Source organism: Tautonia sociabilis (genome assembly GCF_003977685.1).
Lineage (GTDB): Bacteria > Planctomycetota > Planctomycetia > Isosphaerales > Isosphaeraceae > Tautonia > Tautonia sociabilis.
Genome location: NZ_RYZH01000024.1, coordinates 13,770 through 27,082 on the forward strand (window position 1 = coordinate 13,770; position 13,313 = coordinate 27,082).

Here is a 13,313-nt window from a genome sequence, read left to right on the forward strand (position 1 = left end):
TGCCGCCCGATTCGACCGGCGGATCTCTCCGATGAGGTCGGCCGGCAGGCACCGAGGCGGTCGGGGACGGCGCGGGAGATTCGGCCCGGGGCGTCGGAGCAGGGGATCCCATCGGCAGGGCCGACGGAGGGAGGCGGGCGATGCCGGACGATCTCGGCGAGCAACCGGAGGAGACGGGGAGCCCGGCGGGGGAGGTGTCGGCCCGAGTCGGCATCAAGGTCGGGGGGGCGGAGGTGGCCTTCACGCTGTCGGTGCCGTCGGGGACGGTCGGGCCCGAGGTGCTGCTGCCGATCGCCCGGGGACTGGAGGAGATTGCCGAGCGGGTCGCCGAGGAGGCGGTCGAGCGCTCCGGCAAGGCGATCTCCTGCGCGAAGGGCTGCGGGGCCTGCTGTCGACAACTCGTGCCGATCTCCCCGCTGGAGGCGCACCAGCTCCGGGAGCTCGTCGCGTCGCTGCCCAAGCCGAGGCGGTCGGAGGTCCGCGATCGGTTTACGGAGGCGATTCGCCGGCTCGGCGAGGCGGGGCTGCTGGAGGCGATGCGCGACCCCGGGGCGGTGCCGGTGGCGGATTGTAAGCGATTCGCATTGGACTATTTTGATTAGGGCATTCCTTGCCCGTTCCTGGAAGACGAGTCCTGCTCGATCCATCCTGATCGGCCGCTCGTCCGCCGGGAGTATCTCGTCACGTCTCCTGCCGAGCACTGCCGGGCTCCCGCCGAGGAGGTCATCGACCGGGTCGCGATTCCCCTCCGGCTCTCCGGGGCCCTCCGGCAGTTGACTGGGGGATCGATGTGGGTCCCCCTGGTGCTCTCCCTGGAGCACGCCGAGCGGTCCCCGAGACCCGATCGGACCCGACCGGGTCCCGAATGGGTGGAGGAGCTGTTCCGGCTCATCGGGAAGGCGTCCGAGGGGGAGGAGCCCCTGGCTTGATCGGTCCGGTGCCGCCGGCCAGCGAGCGCCCCCGGCTTCGCCGAGGAGGAGAGACGCCCGCCCTGGACCCCCTTGCCAAAACTCCCCGGGGGAGAGGCTCTCGGACGAGGGGAGGGGCACGATACAATGAGCGTCCCACTCCCGGCTCCTTCGGATCTCGAGCCGACGACGATCGGGGATTCCCCCGACGGGTCCTTCCCCCGGAGTGATCTTCATGACATCATCCCAAACTGGCGCGGATCGCCGCGTCTCGACCATCGCGATGCTCGGGCTCTGGGCGGCTTCCCTGGCGATCCCGGTCCGGGCCGACGACGCCGGAGCCGACGCCCCCTCCGAGGAGGGCCGAGTTCCCTGGACGAGGTCCCGGGTCGTCGGCTCCCCCGATCCGCCTCCCCCCTTCGAGGTGGTCCGGGCCTTCCCGAACCTGAGGTTCGAGCACCCGCTGCTCATCACCCGGATCCCGGGCGGCAACCGGCTCGTCGTGGGGGAGCAGTCCGGCACGATGTACTCGTTCGTCGACGAACCGGACGCCGTTGCCGAGCTGTTCATCGATCTGGGGAGGGAGGTCCGGACGATCGGCCTGCTCGACGGTGCGGAGGGAGTCGAGGCGGTGTACGGCCTCGCCTTTCACCCCGATTTCGAGCGGAACCGACGGTGCTACATCTGCTACACGCTCCGGGGGTCCGAGCCCGGCCAACTGAACCTGGAGGACGGCAGCCGAGTCTCGATGTTCACCGTCTCGAACACCGACCCGCCCCGGGTCGCCCCCGATTCCGAGGAGATCCTCCTCACGTTTCTCCAGGGGGGGCACAACGGCGGCGATCTTCACTTCGGACCCGATGGATATCTCTACATCTCCACGGGAGACGCCGCCAGCCCCAACCCGCCCGACCCGCTCGACACCGGCCAGGACGTCTCCGACCTGCTCTCGTCGATCCTCCGCATCGACGTCGACCGCAAGGACCCGGGGCGGAACTACGCGATTCCCCCGGACAACCCGTTCGTCGGCCTCGACGGCGCCCGGCCCGAGGTGTGGGCCTATGGCCTGCGGAACCCCTGGCGGATGGGCTTCGACCGAGAGACGGGAGAGCTGTTCGTCGGCGACGTGGGATGGGAGCTCTGGGAGTCGATCCACCGGGTCGAGAAGGGGGGGAATTACGGCTGGTCGGCCATGGAGGGACCCCAGCCGATCAAGTCGGGCCAGGTCGGGCCGACGCCGATTCACCCGCCGCTGATCGAGCTGCCGCACGCGATCGCCTGCAGCGTCACCGGAGGCCTGGTCTACCGGGGCTCGAAGTTCCCGGAGCTGGTCGGCGCCTACCTCTTCGGCGACTGGGAGACCCGACGCCTCTGGGCCGCCCGCATCGAGGGGGACCGCGTGCTGGAGATGCCCGAGCTCTCCCGGCCGTCGATCCGATTCGTCGCCTTCGCCGAGAACGCCGACCGCGAGGTGTACTTCCTCGACCAGGAGGAGGGGACCGTCCACACCCTGGCCCGGCTCGACGGCCCGGGCCGGAACGCCGACTTCCCGACCTCGCTCTCGCAGACCGGGCTGTTCGCCTCGACGGCCGACCACCAGCCGGCTCCCGGGGTCGTCCCCTTCGCCATCAACAGCCCCCAGTGGCTCGACGGCGCGACGGCCGAGCACTGGGTCGCCTTCCCCGGCCGGTCCTCCGCCACGCTCTATGCCAACGGCAAGCCGGTCCCCGGCCTGGTTTCGTGGCACAACTTCCGAGTGCATTTTCCGAAGGACGCGGTCCTGCTGCGGACTCTCTCGCTGAACGGCCGTCGGATGGAGACGCAACTGCTGCACTACGACGGCATCGACTGGCGAGCCTACACGTTCGCCTGGCGAGACGACCAGGCGGACGCCGATCTCGTTCCGGCCGAGGGGGCCGAGGTCGAGATCCCCTGGGCCGGGCCCGCTCGCGTGTGGCAGTACCAGGCTCGGGGCCAGTGCATGTCGTGTCATAGCAACCAGTCGGAATATGCCCTGGCGTTCCTTCCCGAACAGTTGAACCGCCCCGGGCCCGACGGCCGGAACCAGCTCGTGGCGCTGACCGCCTCGGGGATGCTCCGCCGGGCCGACGACGACGACCGCCCCTTGCCCCCGTTCGACGACGCGACCGCCGCGCTCGAGCGCCGCCTGGCCGACCCGTCCGACCCGTCCGAGCCGATCGCCGCTCGGGCCCGATCGTACCTGCACGCCAACTGCGGCCACTGCCACTCCGACCACGGCGGCGGTTCCGTGCCGCTGCGGCTCCAGGCCAACGTGCCGGATGACCAGTTGAACGCCATCGGCGTTTCCCCCACCCGGGGCGACTTCGGCCTGCCCGGCGCCCGGATCATCGCGCCGGGAGACCCGCTGGCCAGCACCCTGTACTTCCGCATGGCCAAGTTCGGCCGAGACCGCATGCCCCACATCGGCTCCGAGCAGCCGGACGAGGCCGGGCTCGAGCTGGTCGCCCGGTGGATCGAGGAGCTGGGCGAAGGGGCCGGGCGGGCCGAGGCCGACCGATCGGGAGGGTCGCCGGGCCCGCTCCTCACCGACTCCCGATCGGCCCTGCATCTGGCCCGGCAGCTTCGCCGGGGGACGCTCGATCCCTCGGTCCGAGACGCCCTGCTCGCCGAGGCCGCCGCGCTCACGGCGGGGCCGATCCGGGAGCTGTTCGAGGGGGACCTCCCCTTCGACGGCCCGAGGAGGAGGACCCTCGGGTCGAGCCCCCGGCCCCGGGCCATCCTGGCCCTCGAAGGGGATGCCAACCGAGGGGAACAGCTCTTCTGGTCCCAGGAGGTCCAGTGCGGCACGTGCCATCGCGTCGGCGACCGGGGCACGGCGATCGGGCCCGAGCTCTCCGCCATCGGCTCGACCCGGTCGCGAGACGAATTGCTCGAGAGCCTGCTGGAGCCCTCGCGGCGGATCGAGCCGACCTTCGCGTCTTATGCCGTCGCCACGGTCGACGGCCGGCTCTTCACCGGCCTGCTCGTCCGAAGGGATGAGGACGCGGTGGTCCTCCGAGACGCTCAGAACGCGGAGATCGTGCTCGATGCCGGCTCGGTCGAGGAGCTCCGCCCGTCGCTAACCTCGCTGATGCCCGATGGCCAACTGGCCGGGCTAACCGCCCAGGAGGCGGCCGACCTGATCGCCTATCTGGAATCGCTCCGGTGATCGCTCTGGGGGCGACCCCCGGGGGTCGCCCCCGAGTCCGATCCCCTGGGAGATTGGCCCGGGGGCCGGGAAGCCCTGATCGGTGCGGGGGCGAGCCGATCGCTGGCCCGAGTGGGCTTCAACCCGAGCCCGGAACTCCCCGGAACCTCGCGGGCTTGCCGTCCTCGAGATCGATCTCCCAGGAGCTGATGCCGCGATGGCGGTCGTAGGCACGCTCCATCGCCTCGATGTCGTCGAACCAGCCGATCAGGTAGGCGGCGCCGAAGGTGTCGCCGGGCCGGGTGGGTCGGCCGCCGATTTCCTGGATCATGCAGACGTAGCCGCGCTGGTGGCACCAGGCCTGGTACACGTCGTCCGGCCGGAGGGTCATTCCGGCCAGCCAGGGCCCCTCGGGGACCTGATAGGATCGGATGAATCGCTCGGGGGGAGGGCCGTCCTGGCGACGGTAGAGGAAGCGGGCGTCGGGGGGAAAGTCGGCGGCGAACTCGGTCGAGGGGATCGTCGGGGGGTCGGCGTAACTGAGGAAGACGTGTTCGAATCCTTCTCCTTGCCGGTGCTTGATGTGGCCCGGCAGGTCGATCCTCAGGAACAGGCAGGGGGACTCGGCGACGGTCGTCACCCGATCGGAGGCGAGGAAGAAGCGCTCCCGATCGGGGAAGATGAGCGTTTGCTCCCAGACCGATCCCGCCCGATCGTGCGGCGGGTAGGAGATCGTCCATTCGTGGCGCAGGGTGATCGCCACGAACCCGTCGCCGAGGAACACGGTCGGCGCCAGGAGCTTCGCCTGAGTGCAAATCTGGGGGCCTTCGACATACCGCTTGGGGAGGTTGCCGTGCACGAGGTTGCCGAAGTCGTATTGCCCCTCGGGGATGGGGGCGTCGGCCGGGGCCGGTTCGAGGAGGAAGTCGACCACGTCGAGCCCGAAGCCGAGGTCTCGGGCGCCGGTTTGCTTGTCCTCGAAGGAGCCGCCCACGATTCCGGAGACGTAGCCCTCGGTGGCGACGCGGGCCCGGTAGCGGTCGGTCTCGACCTCCACCCGGGTCCCCGGCGGGTAGGTCGCGCCGGACTCGATCGGGAGCGTTCGGCCGTTCGGGTCGGCGAGGCGGATCAGGGGAGCGTTCCGACGTCCGGTCATGGAGGACCCTCCTCTGGAACGGCCCCGACCGGGGGCCGGGCGATGGCCCGGACCCCGGGGCGATGGCTCATTCCTTGATCTCGAAGATCGCCTCGACCTCGACCGCCGAGCCGGTCGGAATCTGGGCGAAGCCCAGGGCGCTTCGGGCGTGGTAGCCGTCGCCGTCCTTGCCGAAGATCTCGTGAAGCAGGTCGCTACAGCCGTTGACCACCAGGTGCTGCTGATCGAACTCCAGCGTCGAGTTGACGCATCCCAGCAGTTTCAGCACGCGGAGGCCGTCGAGCGAGCCGTGGAAGTTCCAGACCGAGTTGAGGATCTTGACGGCGCACTCTCGGGCCGCTTCCTTGCCCTGCTCGACCGACAGATCGGCCCCGAGCTTCCCCTTGATGTCGCTGACGTGTCCGGAGGTGATCAGCAGGTTCCCCGTCCGGACGACCATCGCCAGGTATCCGGGCGCTTGCTTCGAGAAGGTGATTCCCAGGGCCTCGGCCTTCGCTTGCGGCGTCATGCGCACATTCCTTGGTTCGGTGTGCAGGTCGAGCTTCGTCGTCGATCGGCCCCGATGGGGCCGGGGTCACTCCCCCTCCTGGCGCCGTTGCCAGGAGAGGCCGGGCGTCTCGACCCGGAAGGAGACCAGTCTGGTGTGCTCCACCTCGGTGACGTAAACCGTCCGGCCGTCGGGGCCGCCGAAGCAGAGGTTGGTGGGGAACTTCCCCAGGACGTCCACCTCGCGCAGGATCTCCCCGTCCGGGGTCATGAGGATGACCGTCCCCTTGCCGTGCCGGGTGATGGCGAGGTTCCCGTCCGAGTCGCAGCGCATGCCGTCGAACCCGTGGTCGGGGAACTGCCGGATCAACCGCTTTTCGCCGAGCGTGCCGTCGTCCTGAATCGGGAATTTCCAGACATTTCGTTGCACGGATTCGTTGACGTAAAGCCACTTGCCGTCGGGGCTGACCTCGATGCCGTTGGTCGTCCCCAGGTCCGAGGCCACGCGGTCGACCTTCCCGGAGGTTGAAATCTTCCAGATCTGTCCCGATCCCGCTGACCAGTTCGGGTCGCTGGCGTAGAGGGTCCCGTCGGGAGCGATCGCCAGGTCGTTCGGCTGGTTCATTGCCGGCTCGTGGGCGAAGACGTCGATTGCTCGGGTCTCGGGGTTGATCCGGAGCACGTTGTGCCCGACGTAGTCGGCCACGAACATGGTACCGCTGGCGTCGAAGACGATGCCGTTGCCGACGCTCTCACCGGGAAGCCGGACGAAGACCTCTCCCCGGCCGTCGGGGGAGACCCGGCCGATGGTGCCCTGCTCGGCGAAGTTCACGGCGAAGATGGTCCCCTGGGCGTCGCAGGCCGGCCCCTCGATTCCCGGGGTGAATGCTCCCGGGCTTGTCAGGGGAGCGGCGAGAAACAGATCCTGCCCGGCGGCCCCGGTCGAGAGCACCGCCACCAGCCCCAGGAACCCGCCGATTCGAGCCGCCATCGTTCGCCCCCCGATCGAGCCGGCCGAGCCCCGCGCCGCGGTTGCGATCGTCATTGCCCCCGCCGGCCGGTCGCGGGGCGACCGCCATTGTTCTGCGTCTCAGGCCCCGTGTAAACCGGGCGGCGAGCCGGTTTCGAGAGACTGCCGACGCCTTTCCCGCCCTTCCGCCGGTCGCTATCGTACGGGTCGGCACCAATGGAGAAGGGGTCCCCCATGCTGATCGCCTCCCGCCGACTCGCCCGATGGCTCGCCTTCGCCGTCCTCCTCGCCTTCGCTCCCGCCCCCTTCCCGGCGATCGCGCAGGGGCCCGAGGGGACCCAGCGGCAGCCGGAGTTCGACGTCGTCGTCGACCGAGACGGAGCGCCCCGAGCGACCTCCGCCCCCCCTGATCGGCCCAACATCCTGCTCATCTACACCGACGACCAGCCGTACAAGACCGTCGGCTGCTATCCCGAGGCGCCGCCCTGGGTCCAGACGCCGAACATTGATCGCCTGGCCTCCCGGGGCGTCCGCTTCCACCGAGCCTACCTCGGCTCCTGGTGCATGCCCTCCCGCGCCTCGATCCTCACCGGCAGGCTTCCCCACGGCATCGAGTCCTTGCGGATGGCCGGCGAATACCCCGGCAGCACCTACGACCCGGAACAGGCCCCCTTCTGGCCTGCCGTCTTCCGCCGGCACGGCTACCACACCGCCCAGATCGGCAAGTGGCACACCGGCACCGACACCGGCTTCGGCCGAGACTGGGACGATCAGATCGTCTGGAACCGGCCCGCCCACCCCGACAACGCCGGGAACTACTTCCACGATCAGATCCTCGCCTTCAACGACGAGGAGCGTCGGGTCGAGGGCTACTCCACCGACAACTACACCGAGTGGGCGCTCGACGTCATCCGGGGAGCCCGCCGCGATCCGGACAAACCCTGGTTCCTCTGGCTCTGTTACGGCGCCGTCCACGGTCCCACCACCCCCGCTGCCCGCCACCAGGGCTCCTACGACGGCCAGACCGCCCCGGTCCCCGACGACATCTTCGGCCCCCGGCCCGACAAGCCCTCCTACCTGGAGCACACCCAGGCCTGGGAGCCCGGCCCCGGCGGCCTCCCCGTCATGAAGACGAGAGCCCCCCGCGAGGGGAATTTCGACACCGACGAGCCCGGCCTCGACTTCCAGGACTGGGTTCAGCAGGTCAACGAGTGCGCCCGGGCCCTCGACGAGGGGGTCGGGCGGCTGCTCGCCGCGCTCGACGAAACGGGTCAACGTGAGAACACGCTCGTCATCTTCACCGCCGATCAGGGCTACGCGCTCGGCGAGCACGGCATGAGCATCAAGCTCGCCCCCTACGACGCCGCGGTGGCCTCTCCCCTCATCGTGTCTCAGCCCGGCACGCTCCCCGAGGGCGAGACGTGCTCCGTCGCGGTGAACGCCCCCGACCTCGTGGCCACGATTGCCGCCCGGGCCGGCATCGCGATTCCTTGGGAGCTTCACGGGAGGGACATCACTCCCCTGCTGGAATCCCCCCGGTCGGCCGATTGGCCCCACCCCATGCTCATGGAACACCTCGGCCGAGCGTACGGCTCCGACACCTCCCCGATCCCCACCGGCTCGAAGCTCACCGAGGTCGGCGGCGTCCCGTGGTGGGTGCTGCTTCGAGACGGCCGCTTCAAGTACATCCGCACGCTCGCCGAAGGCGAGCCCGAGGAACTCTACGACCTCGACGCCGACCCCGAGGAGCTGCACAACCTCGCGGCCGACCCCGAGTACCGAGCCGTCCTGGAGTCGCTCCGAGAGCGCACCGTCGCCGAGCTGCGCCGGACCGGGGCCCCCTTCGCCGACGCCATGCACGCCCCCCGGCTCCTGAGCCGCTGACTGCCCGGCCCGGCGTCCTGAGCCCTGAGCGTGCCGAGGCCTCGCCCTGGCCGTTCCGGTGGCCCCAATCGTCGGCCGGGAGGCGATTCAATCGGAGGAACCTTTATGTTCAGTCGCGATGTCAATCGGGCGGGGATCGTCCCCCTGGCCCTGACCCTGGCGCTGACGCTGCCCCTGGCTTCGGGGGCATGGGCCGGCGACGAGCCGTTCCCCGACTGGCTCGTCCGCTGGGAGCCGATCCCCCAGAACCCCCTCTTCCGGGGAGCCGGCGGCGACTCCTGGGACGCCCGCATCCGAGAGCGAGGCTGGATCCTCCGGGAGGAGGACGGATCGTACAAGCTCTGGTACACGGGTTACAACGTCGAGCGGTCCCCCAGCCGGTTCCTCGGCCTGGCCACCTCCTCCGACGGGAGATCGTGGGTTCGGCACCCCGGCGGGCCGCTGTCCGCGCCGACCTGGGTGGAGGACATGTGCGTGCTCCGCCACGACGGGCGATACCTCATGTTCGCCGAGGGTCGAGACGACGTCGCCCACCTGCTCACGTCCGAGGACGGGCTTCGCTGGCAGGAGCGGGGCCCGCTCGACGTCCGCCTCGCCGACGGCCGCCCGATCCCCCCGGGCCCCTACGGCACTCCCACCGTTCTCCGCAAGGACGGCCTCTGGCACCTGCTCTACGAGCGCGGCGACCGGGGAGTCTGGCTCGCCACCTCTGCCGACCTGAAGGTTTGGACCAACGTGCAGGACGACCCGGTGCTCGCGCTGGGCCCCGAGCCTTACGACAGCACGGCCGTGGCGATGAACCAGGTCATCGAGCGCGACGGCGTCTATTACGGCATCTACCATGCCAACGCCCATCGCCCCTGGCGAGACTGGACGACCTGCGTGGCCCGGTCCACCGACCTTGTGCACTGGGAGAAGTATCCCGGCAACCCGATTGTCCGGAACAACAGCTCCAGCGGCATCTTCGTCGACGAGCCGGGCGGTCCGGTCCTCTACACGATGCACCCCGAGGTGCGCCGGTACCGCCATCCGGGAACGGGGGACGAATCGGATCATCGCTGAGCTTGGCCGGCAGGTTCCTGCCGAGACTCGGCTCGAATTGGGGAGAGCCGGGGCGTCCCTGCCCCGGCCCTCCGGCCTGCTCGGGGGAGGCGATCGCGGTTACCAGCAATGCCGGCCTCGGCCGTGGCCCCCGTGCCTCCCGTGGCCGGGGAAGCCGTAGCCGGGAAAGCCGTAGCCGGTGCGGAATTCGCGGTAATACATGCCGCCGCCGAATCCGAAGCCCGGATACCCGCCGAACCCCGGAGCCGGGCGGTAGGGGAGCCGGCAGGTCGGGGGCGGCACGTGCCGGCAGGGCACCTTGCAGCCATGCCGACAGGCCGGGCCCGGGTTGTACCCCTGGCCGAAGCCCAGGTTCAGGTTGATGCTCCCGAAACTTCCCGTTGGGGTGATCCCCGGCCCGTAGCCGAAGTTCTGGCCGAAGCCGCCGAGTTGCGCCCTCGCCGGTTGCGGGGCCCCCAGGGTGACCATCCCGCCGACGACCAGGGCGCCGAGCAGGCTCGCGACCTTCGTCTTGATGAACATGCGAAGAACCTCTCTCGTCTGGGTCGAAGCACTTGCCAATCCGCGATCGAACGGTCGACCCGGGCGGCGTCCGACTCGTCGATCCGCCGCCTCCTGCGGCCGCTCGCCCCTTCCCTGGGGAGGCGATTGGCCGCCGCCCGGGCCGGTATGGGGGGGATCGCACGGCCCGTGCCGCGGTTTGGAGCGGGTTGGGGCGATTGTTCGCAAGCCCTGGTTGCGCGGGGGTTTGCACCTGGGAGGGCCGCCTTGTCCCCGAACCCTGTCCGCGGATCTCCCCGCCAAGGTCCTGGCGTCTCGCCGGTTTTCTGACGGGAGCATGCCGGTCTCTGGATTGGTGGCTCGCTCGCCGATCCGTCTTCGCCTTCTGAATGGCTCGAATCGCCGATCGGTCGGGGAAGGGGGGGGCGGGGGACTTCCGGGAACGGCGGGATTGCCCTCGAGCCGAATGGTCGCGCCCCCGTTCCCGGCGATCGGCCCAGGCGGTGCCGCATGAGTCGCCAACCGGATGCCCGCTCCGATCCGATGCCGACCGCCGATCGTCGGGAAGGCTCCTCGATGGATCGGCTTCTCCAGCGTTCGCTCGGCCCGATGGAGCCCGGCGCCGTGTTGCTGCACGCGCCGTCGCACGCCTTCCAGGCGCCGGGAGGAGGGGAGGTTCAGCTCGCGAGGACGGCCCGACACCTGGAGGAGCTTGGCCTTTCGGTTCGGCCGTTCAATCCCTGGGCCGACCGCCTGGAGCGAGGGAGGCTGCTGCACCTGTTTGGGATGAGCCGGGAGGGGCTCGAGCTGGCCCGGGTCGCCCGCTCGAGAGGGGTCGCGGTGGCGCTCTCGCCGATTTGCTGGTTCGAGCCGTCGGCGCTGGCCGCCCTGGCGGGGGGCCGGCTCCGGGCGGCTCGAGACCTGGGCGCGTGGGCCCTCCGCCGGGCGATTCCGAGGCTTCCCGGCTGGCGACGGGAGCTGCTGGGCCTCTCGGAAGCGGTTCTGCCCAACTCCCGGGCGGAGGGGGAGCAGCTCTCCCGGCTCTTCGGGCTCGATCGGTCGAAGATCCGGGTGATCCCGAACGGGGTTGAGCCGACCGTCCAGGGGGCCGACCCGGCCCCGTTCCGGGACCGGTTCGGGCCGGGGGAGTTCGTCCTCTTCGCGGGGAGGATCGAGCCGAGGAAGAACGTCCTGAACCTGGTGCGGGGGGCGGCTCGGGAGGGACTGCCGCTGGTGGTCATTGGCGATCCGGTGCCCGGACACGAGCCGTACGCGTCGAGGTGTCGGCAGGAGGGCGGCCCCCTCGTCCGGTGGGTTCCGAGGATGGACGCCGACGACCCGCTCCTCGCGTCGGCCTTCGCGGCGGCCCGGGTCTTCGCCCTGCCGAGCTGGTTCGAGACGCCCGGCCTGGCGGCGCTGGAGGCCGCGCTGGCGGGCTGCTCGGTCGTGATCACCCCGTTCGGCTGCACCCGAGAGTACTTCGGCGACCTGGCGTTTTACGCCCGGCCGGGCAAGCTGGGGGAGATTGCGGGGGCGCTCCGCCGCGCCTGGGAGGCGGGACGGGGGAGAACTGAGCTTGCCGAACGTGTCCGTCGGCGGTACCTCTGGGCGACCGTGGCCCGGAGGACGGCGGAGGTCTATGACGAGATCGCCCCGAGAGGATGATCGGGCGCCGAGGCCCGTGCCGGTCCGCCGCTATCGCTACAGCAAGTGGCGCTGGCGGGTGCTCGTCGCCGCGCTCGACGCCGTTGGCGGGCTGGTGATGCGCGCCTGGCGGTTGGTCCGGCCGCTGGGGCCCTGGCCGGAGCCGAGGCGGATCCTCGTCGTCCAGCTCGACCATCTGGGGGACTCGGTCCTCTCCAGCCCGCTGTTTCCCCGGCTGAAGCGTCGGTTCCCCGGCGCGACGATCGACGTGCTCGCCTCGCCGAGCAACCGGGCGGTCTTCGAGGCCGAGCCGATGGTCGATCGGGTGATCCTCGCCGACCGGAACTGGTTCGAGCGGAGGCCGGGCCGGTGGGCGCTGGGCTCGGCCGTCTGGTCGCTGGGCCTCGCCGTGCGATCGGAGGGGTACGACGTGGGGATCGACGTCCGGGGGGACGTGCTCTCGGTCCTCGTCCTGGCCCTGGCGGGCATCCCGAGACGGGTGGGATGGGCGATGGGAGGGGGAGGGTTCCTGCTGACCGACCTGGCGCGCTGGGAGCCCGGGCGCCACGAGGTGCGCTCTCGCCTCGCCCTGCTCGAGGCGATGGGCCTGCCCGACGAGGGCAGGGGGGAGGCCGCCGCCGACGCCGAGGGACCTCGCGTTTCGGTCCACGTTTCCGACCGCGACCGAGCCCGGGTCGCCCGGCTGCTTCGGGAGGCCTGGCCCGCCCGTCGGCCGTCTCGGCGACCGGTGGCGGTCGCGGCCTCGGGCCCCGGGGGGGGATTCTCTCCCGACGCCGAGGCCGCCGACTCCTCCGCGGAGCCAGTCGAGCCCGACTGGCTGCACGCGGGCCGGTTCGGCTCGCCGGCGCCGCTGCTGGCCGTCCACCTTGGCGCCGGGACGCTCGCCAAGCGCTGGCCGCTCCCCCACTGGGACGACCTGCTCGGCCGATTCCTCCGGGACGGCTGGCGTGTGGTCGTCGTCGGCGGCCCCGACGACGCCCGGCTGGCCTCCTTGCTCTCGCCTCACGAGGCGCTGCGCGACTGGACCGGCCGGCTTGCCGTCTCGGAGACGACCGCCCTGCTGGAGCGCGCCGACCTGTTCCTCGGCGCCGACAGCGGCCCCGCCCACCTGGCCGCCTGCGCCGGAGTCCCCTCGGTGGTCCTCTTCAGCGGGACCAACCGGGTCGCCCAGTGGCGACCCTGGTCGCGCCGGAGCCTGGTCCTGCGGCACGACGTTCCCTGCCGCCCCTGCCACCGCAAGGCCTGCCCCCTGGCCGACCACCCCTGCATGACCGGCCTGACCCCCGACCGGGTCTACCGGGCCTGCCAGCGCTGGTGGGCCCGCCTGCACCGCTCGGAGTCGCCCCATGCTCCGCTCTGAGCCGACGACCGGGAGCCCTCGCCGGGACTGGCGATCGTGGCTCGCTCTGTGCTGGGCGGTCGTCTTCGGCCTGCTCTATGCCCGGATGGTCCTCCAGGAGCGGGCCCCGGGCGTCTGGGAGGCGATCCGGCAGTTCGCCGGGCCTCGCTGAA

General features: G+C 70.9%; 11 protein-coding genes. 7 read left to right on the forward strand and 4 right to left on the reverse strand.

Annotated features, from left to right (window positions below; genetic code table 11):
- The first annotated feature begins 140 nt into the window (after nucleotides 1-140).
- Nucleotides 141-602 carry a hypothetical protein gene (locus TsocGM_RS13280; RefSeq protein WP_126725893.1) on the forward strand — a complete coding sequence of 154 codons (462 nt, stop codon included), beginning with the start codon at nucleotides 141-143 and terminating at the stop codon, nucleotides 600-602.
- A gap of 541 nt (nucleotides 603-1,143) precedes the next feature.
- Nucleotides 1,144-4,098, forward strand: a complete 2,955-nt coding sequence (locus tag TsocGM_RS13285) for a PQQ-dependent sugar dehydrogenase (RefSeq protein WP_126725895.1) — start codon at nucleotides 1,144-1,146, stop codon at nucleotides 4,096-4,098.
- Nucleotides 4,099-4,216: 118 nt separating this feature from the next.
- On the opposite strand, the gene TsocGM_RS13290 is transcribed toward TsocGM_RS13285, so the two are convergent.
- From TsocGM_RS13290 to TsocGM_RS13300, 3 genes are all read right to left on the reverse strand, one after another.
- Nucleotides 4,217-5,233, reverse strand: a complete 1,017-nt coding sequence (locus TsocGM_RS13290; protein ID WP_126725897.1) for a hypothetical protein — start codon at nucleotides 5,231-5,233, stop codon at nucleotides 4,217-4,219.
- 67 nt (nucleotides 5,234-5,300) lie between these two features.
- The gene (locus tag TsocGM_RS13295) at nucleotides 5,301-5,741 is read right to left on the reverse strand and encodes a RidA family protein (RefSeq protein WP_126725899.1); all 441 of its coding nucleotides are present in this window, start codon (nucleotides 5,739-5,741) and stop codon (nucleotides 5,301-5,303) included.
- Between the two features lie 66 nt (nucleotides 5,742-5,807).
- Nucleotides 5,808-6,710 carry an SMP-30/gluconolactonase/LRE family protein gene (locus TsocGM_RS13300; protein ID WP_126725901.1) on the reverse strand — a complete coding sequence of 301 codons (903 nt, stop codon included), beginning with the start codon at nucleotides 6,708-6,710 and terminating at the stop codon, nucleotides 5,808-5,810.
- A 213-nt stretch (nucleotides 6,711-6,923) separates the two neighbouring features.
- Between TsocGM_RS13300 and TsocGM_RS13305 the strand changes: the two genes are divergently transcribed.
- Nucleotides 6,924-8,573 (forward strand): sulfatase-like hydrolase/transferase, encoded by a 1,650-nt coding sequence (locus TsocGM_RS13305; RefSeq protein ID WP_126725902.1) that lies wholly within the window; start codon nucleotides 6,924-6,926, stop codon nucleotides 8,571-8,573.
- A gap of 105 nt (nucleotides 8,574-8,678) precedes the next feature.
- Nucleotides 8,679-9,635 (forward strand): glycoside hydrolase family protein, encoded by a 957-nt coding sequence (locus TsocGM_RS13310; protein WP_126725904.1) that lies wholly within the window; start codon nucleotides 8,679-8,681, stop codon nucleotides 9,633-9,635.
- A 99-nt stretch (nucleotides 9,636-9,734) separates the two neighbouring features.
- On the opposite strand, the gene TsocGM_RS26505 is transcribed toward TsocGM_RS13310, so the two are convergent.
- Entirely contained in the window at nucleotides 9,735-10,157 is a 423-nt protein-coding gene (locus TsocGM_RS26505) for a hypothetical protein (RefSeq protein WP_199756779.1), read from the reverse strand.
- Between the two features lie 555 nt (nucleotides 10,158-10,712).
- Between TsocGM_RS26505 and TsocGM_RS13320 the strand changes: the two genes are divergently transcribed.
- From TsocGM_RS13320 to TsocGM_RS26510, 3 genes are read left to right on the forward strand one after another with little or no spacing between them, the layout of a single operon-like run.
- Nucleotides 10,713-11,801 carry a glycosyltransferase gene (locus TsocGM_RS13320; protein WP_126725906.1) on the forward strand — a complete coding sequence of 363 codons (1,089 nt, stop codon included), beginning with the start codon at nucleotides 10,713-10,715 and terminating at the stop codon, nucleotides 11,799-11,801.
- Nucleotides 11,776-13,161, forward strand: a complete 1,386-nt coding sequence (locus TsocGM_RS13325) for a glycosyltransferase family 9 protein (protein WP_126725908.1) — start codon at nucleotides 11,776-11,778, stop codon at nucleotides 13,159-13,161. The genes TsocGM_RS13320 and TsocGM_RS13325 overlap by 26 nt, the downstream gene beginning before the upstream one ends.
- Nucleotides 13,148-13,312, forward strand: coding sequence for a hypothetical protein (locus TsocGM_RS26510; RefSeq protein ID WP_199756780.1), 165 nt, complete (start codon nucleotides 13,148-13,150; stop codon nucleotides 13,310-13,312). Before TsocGM_RS13325 ends, TsocGM_RS26510 begins: the two co-directional genes overlap by 14 nt.
- Nucleotide 13,313: the final 1 nt, after the last annotated feature.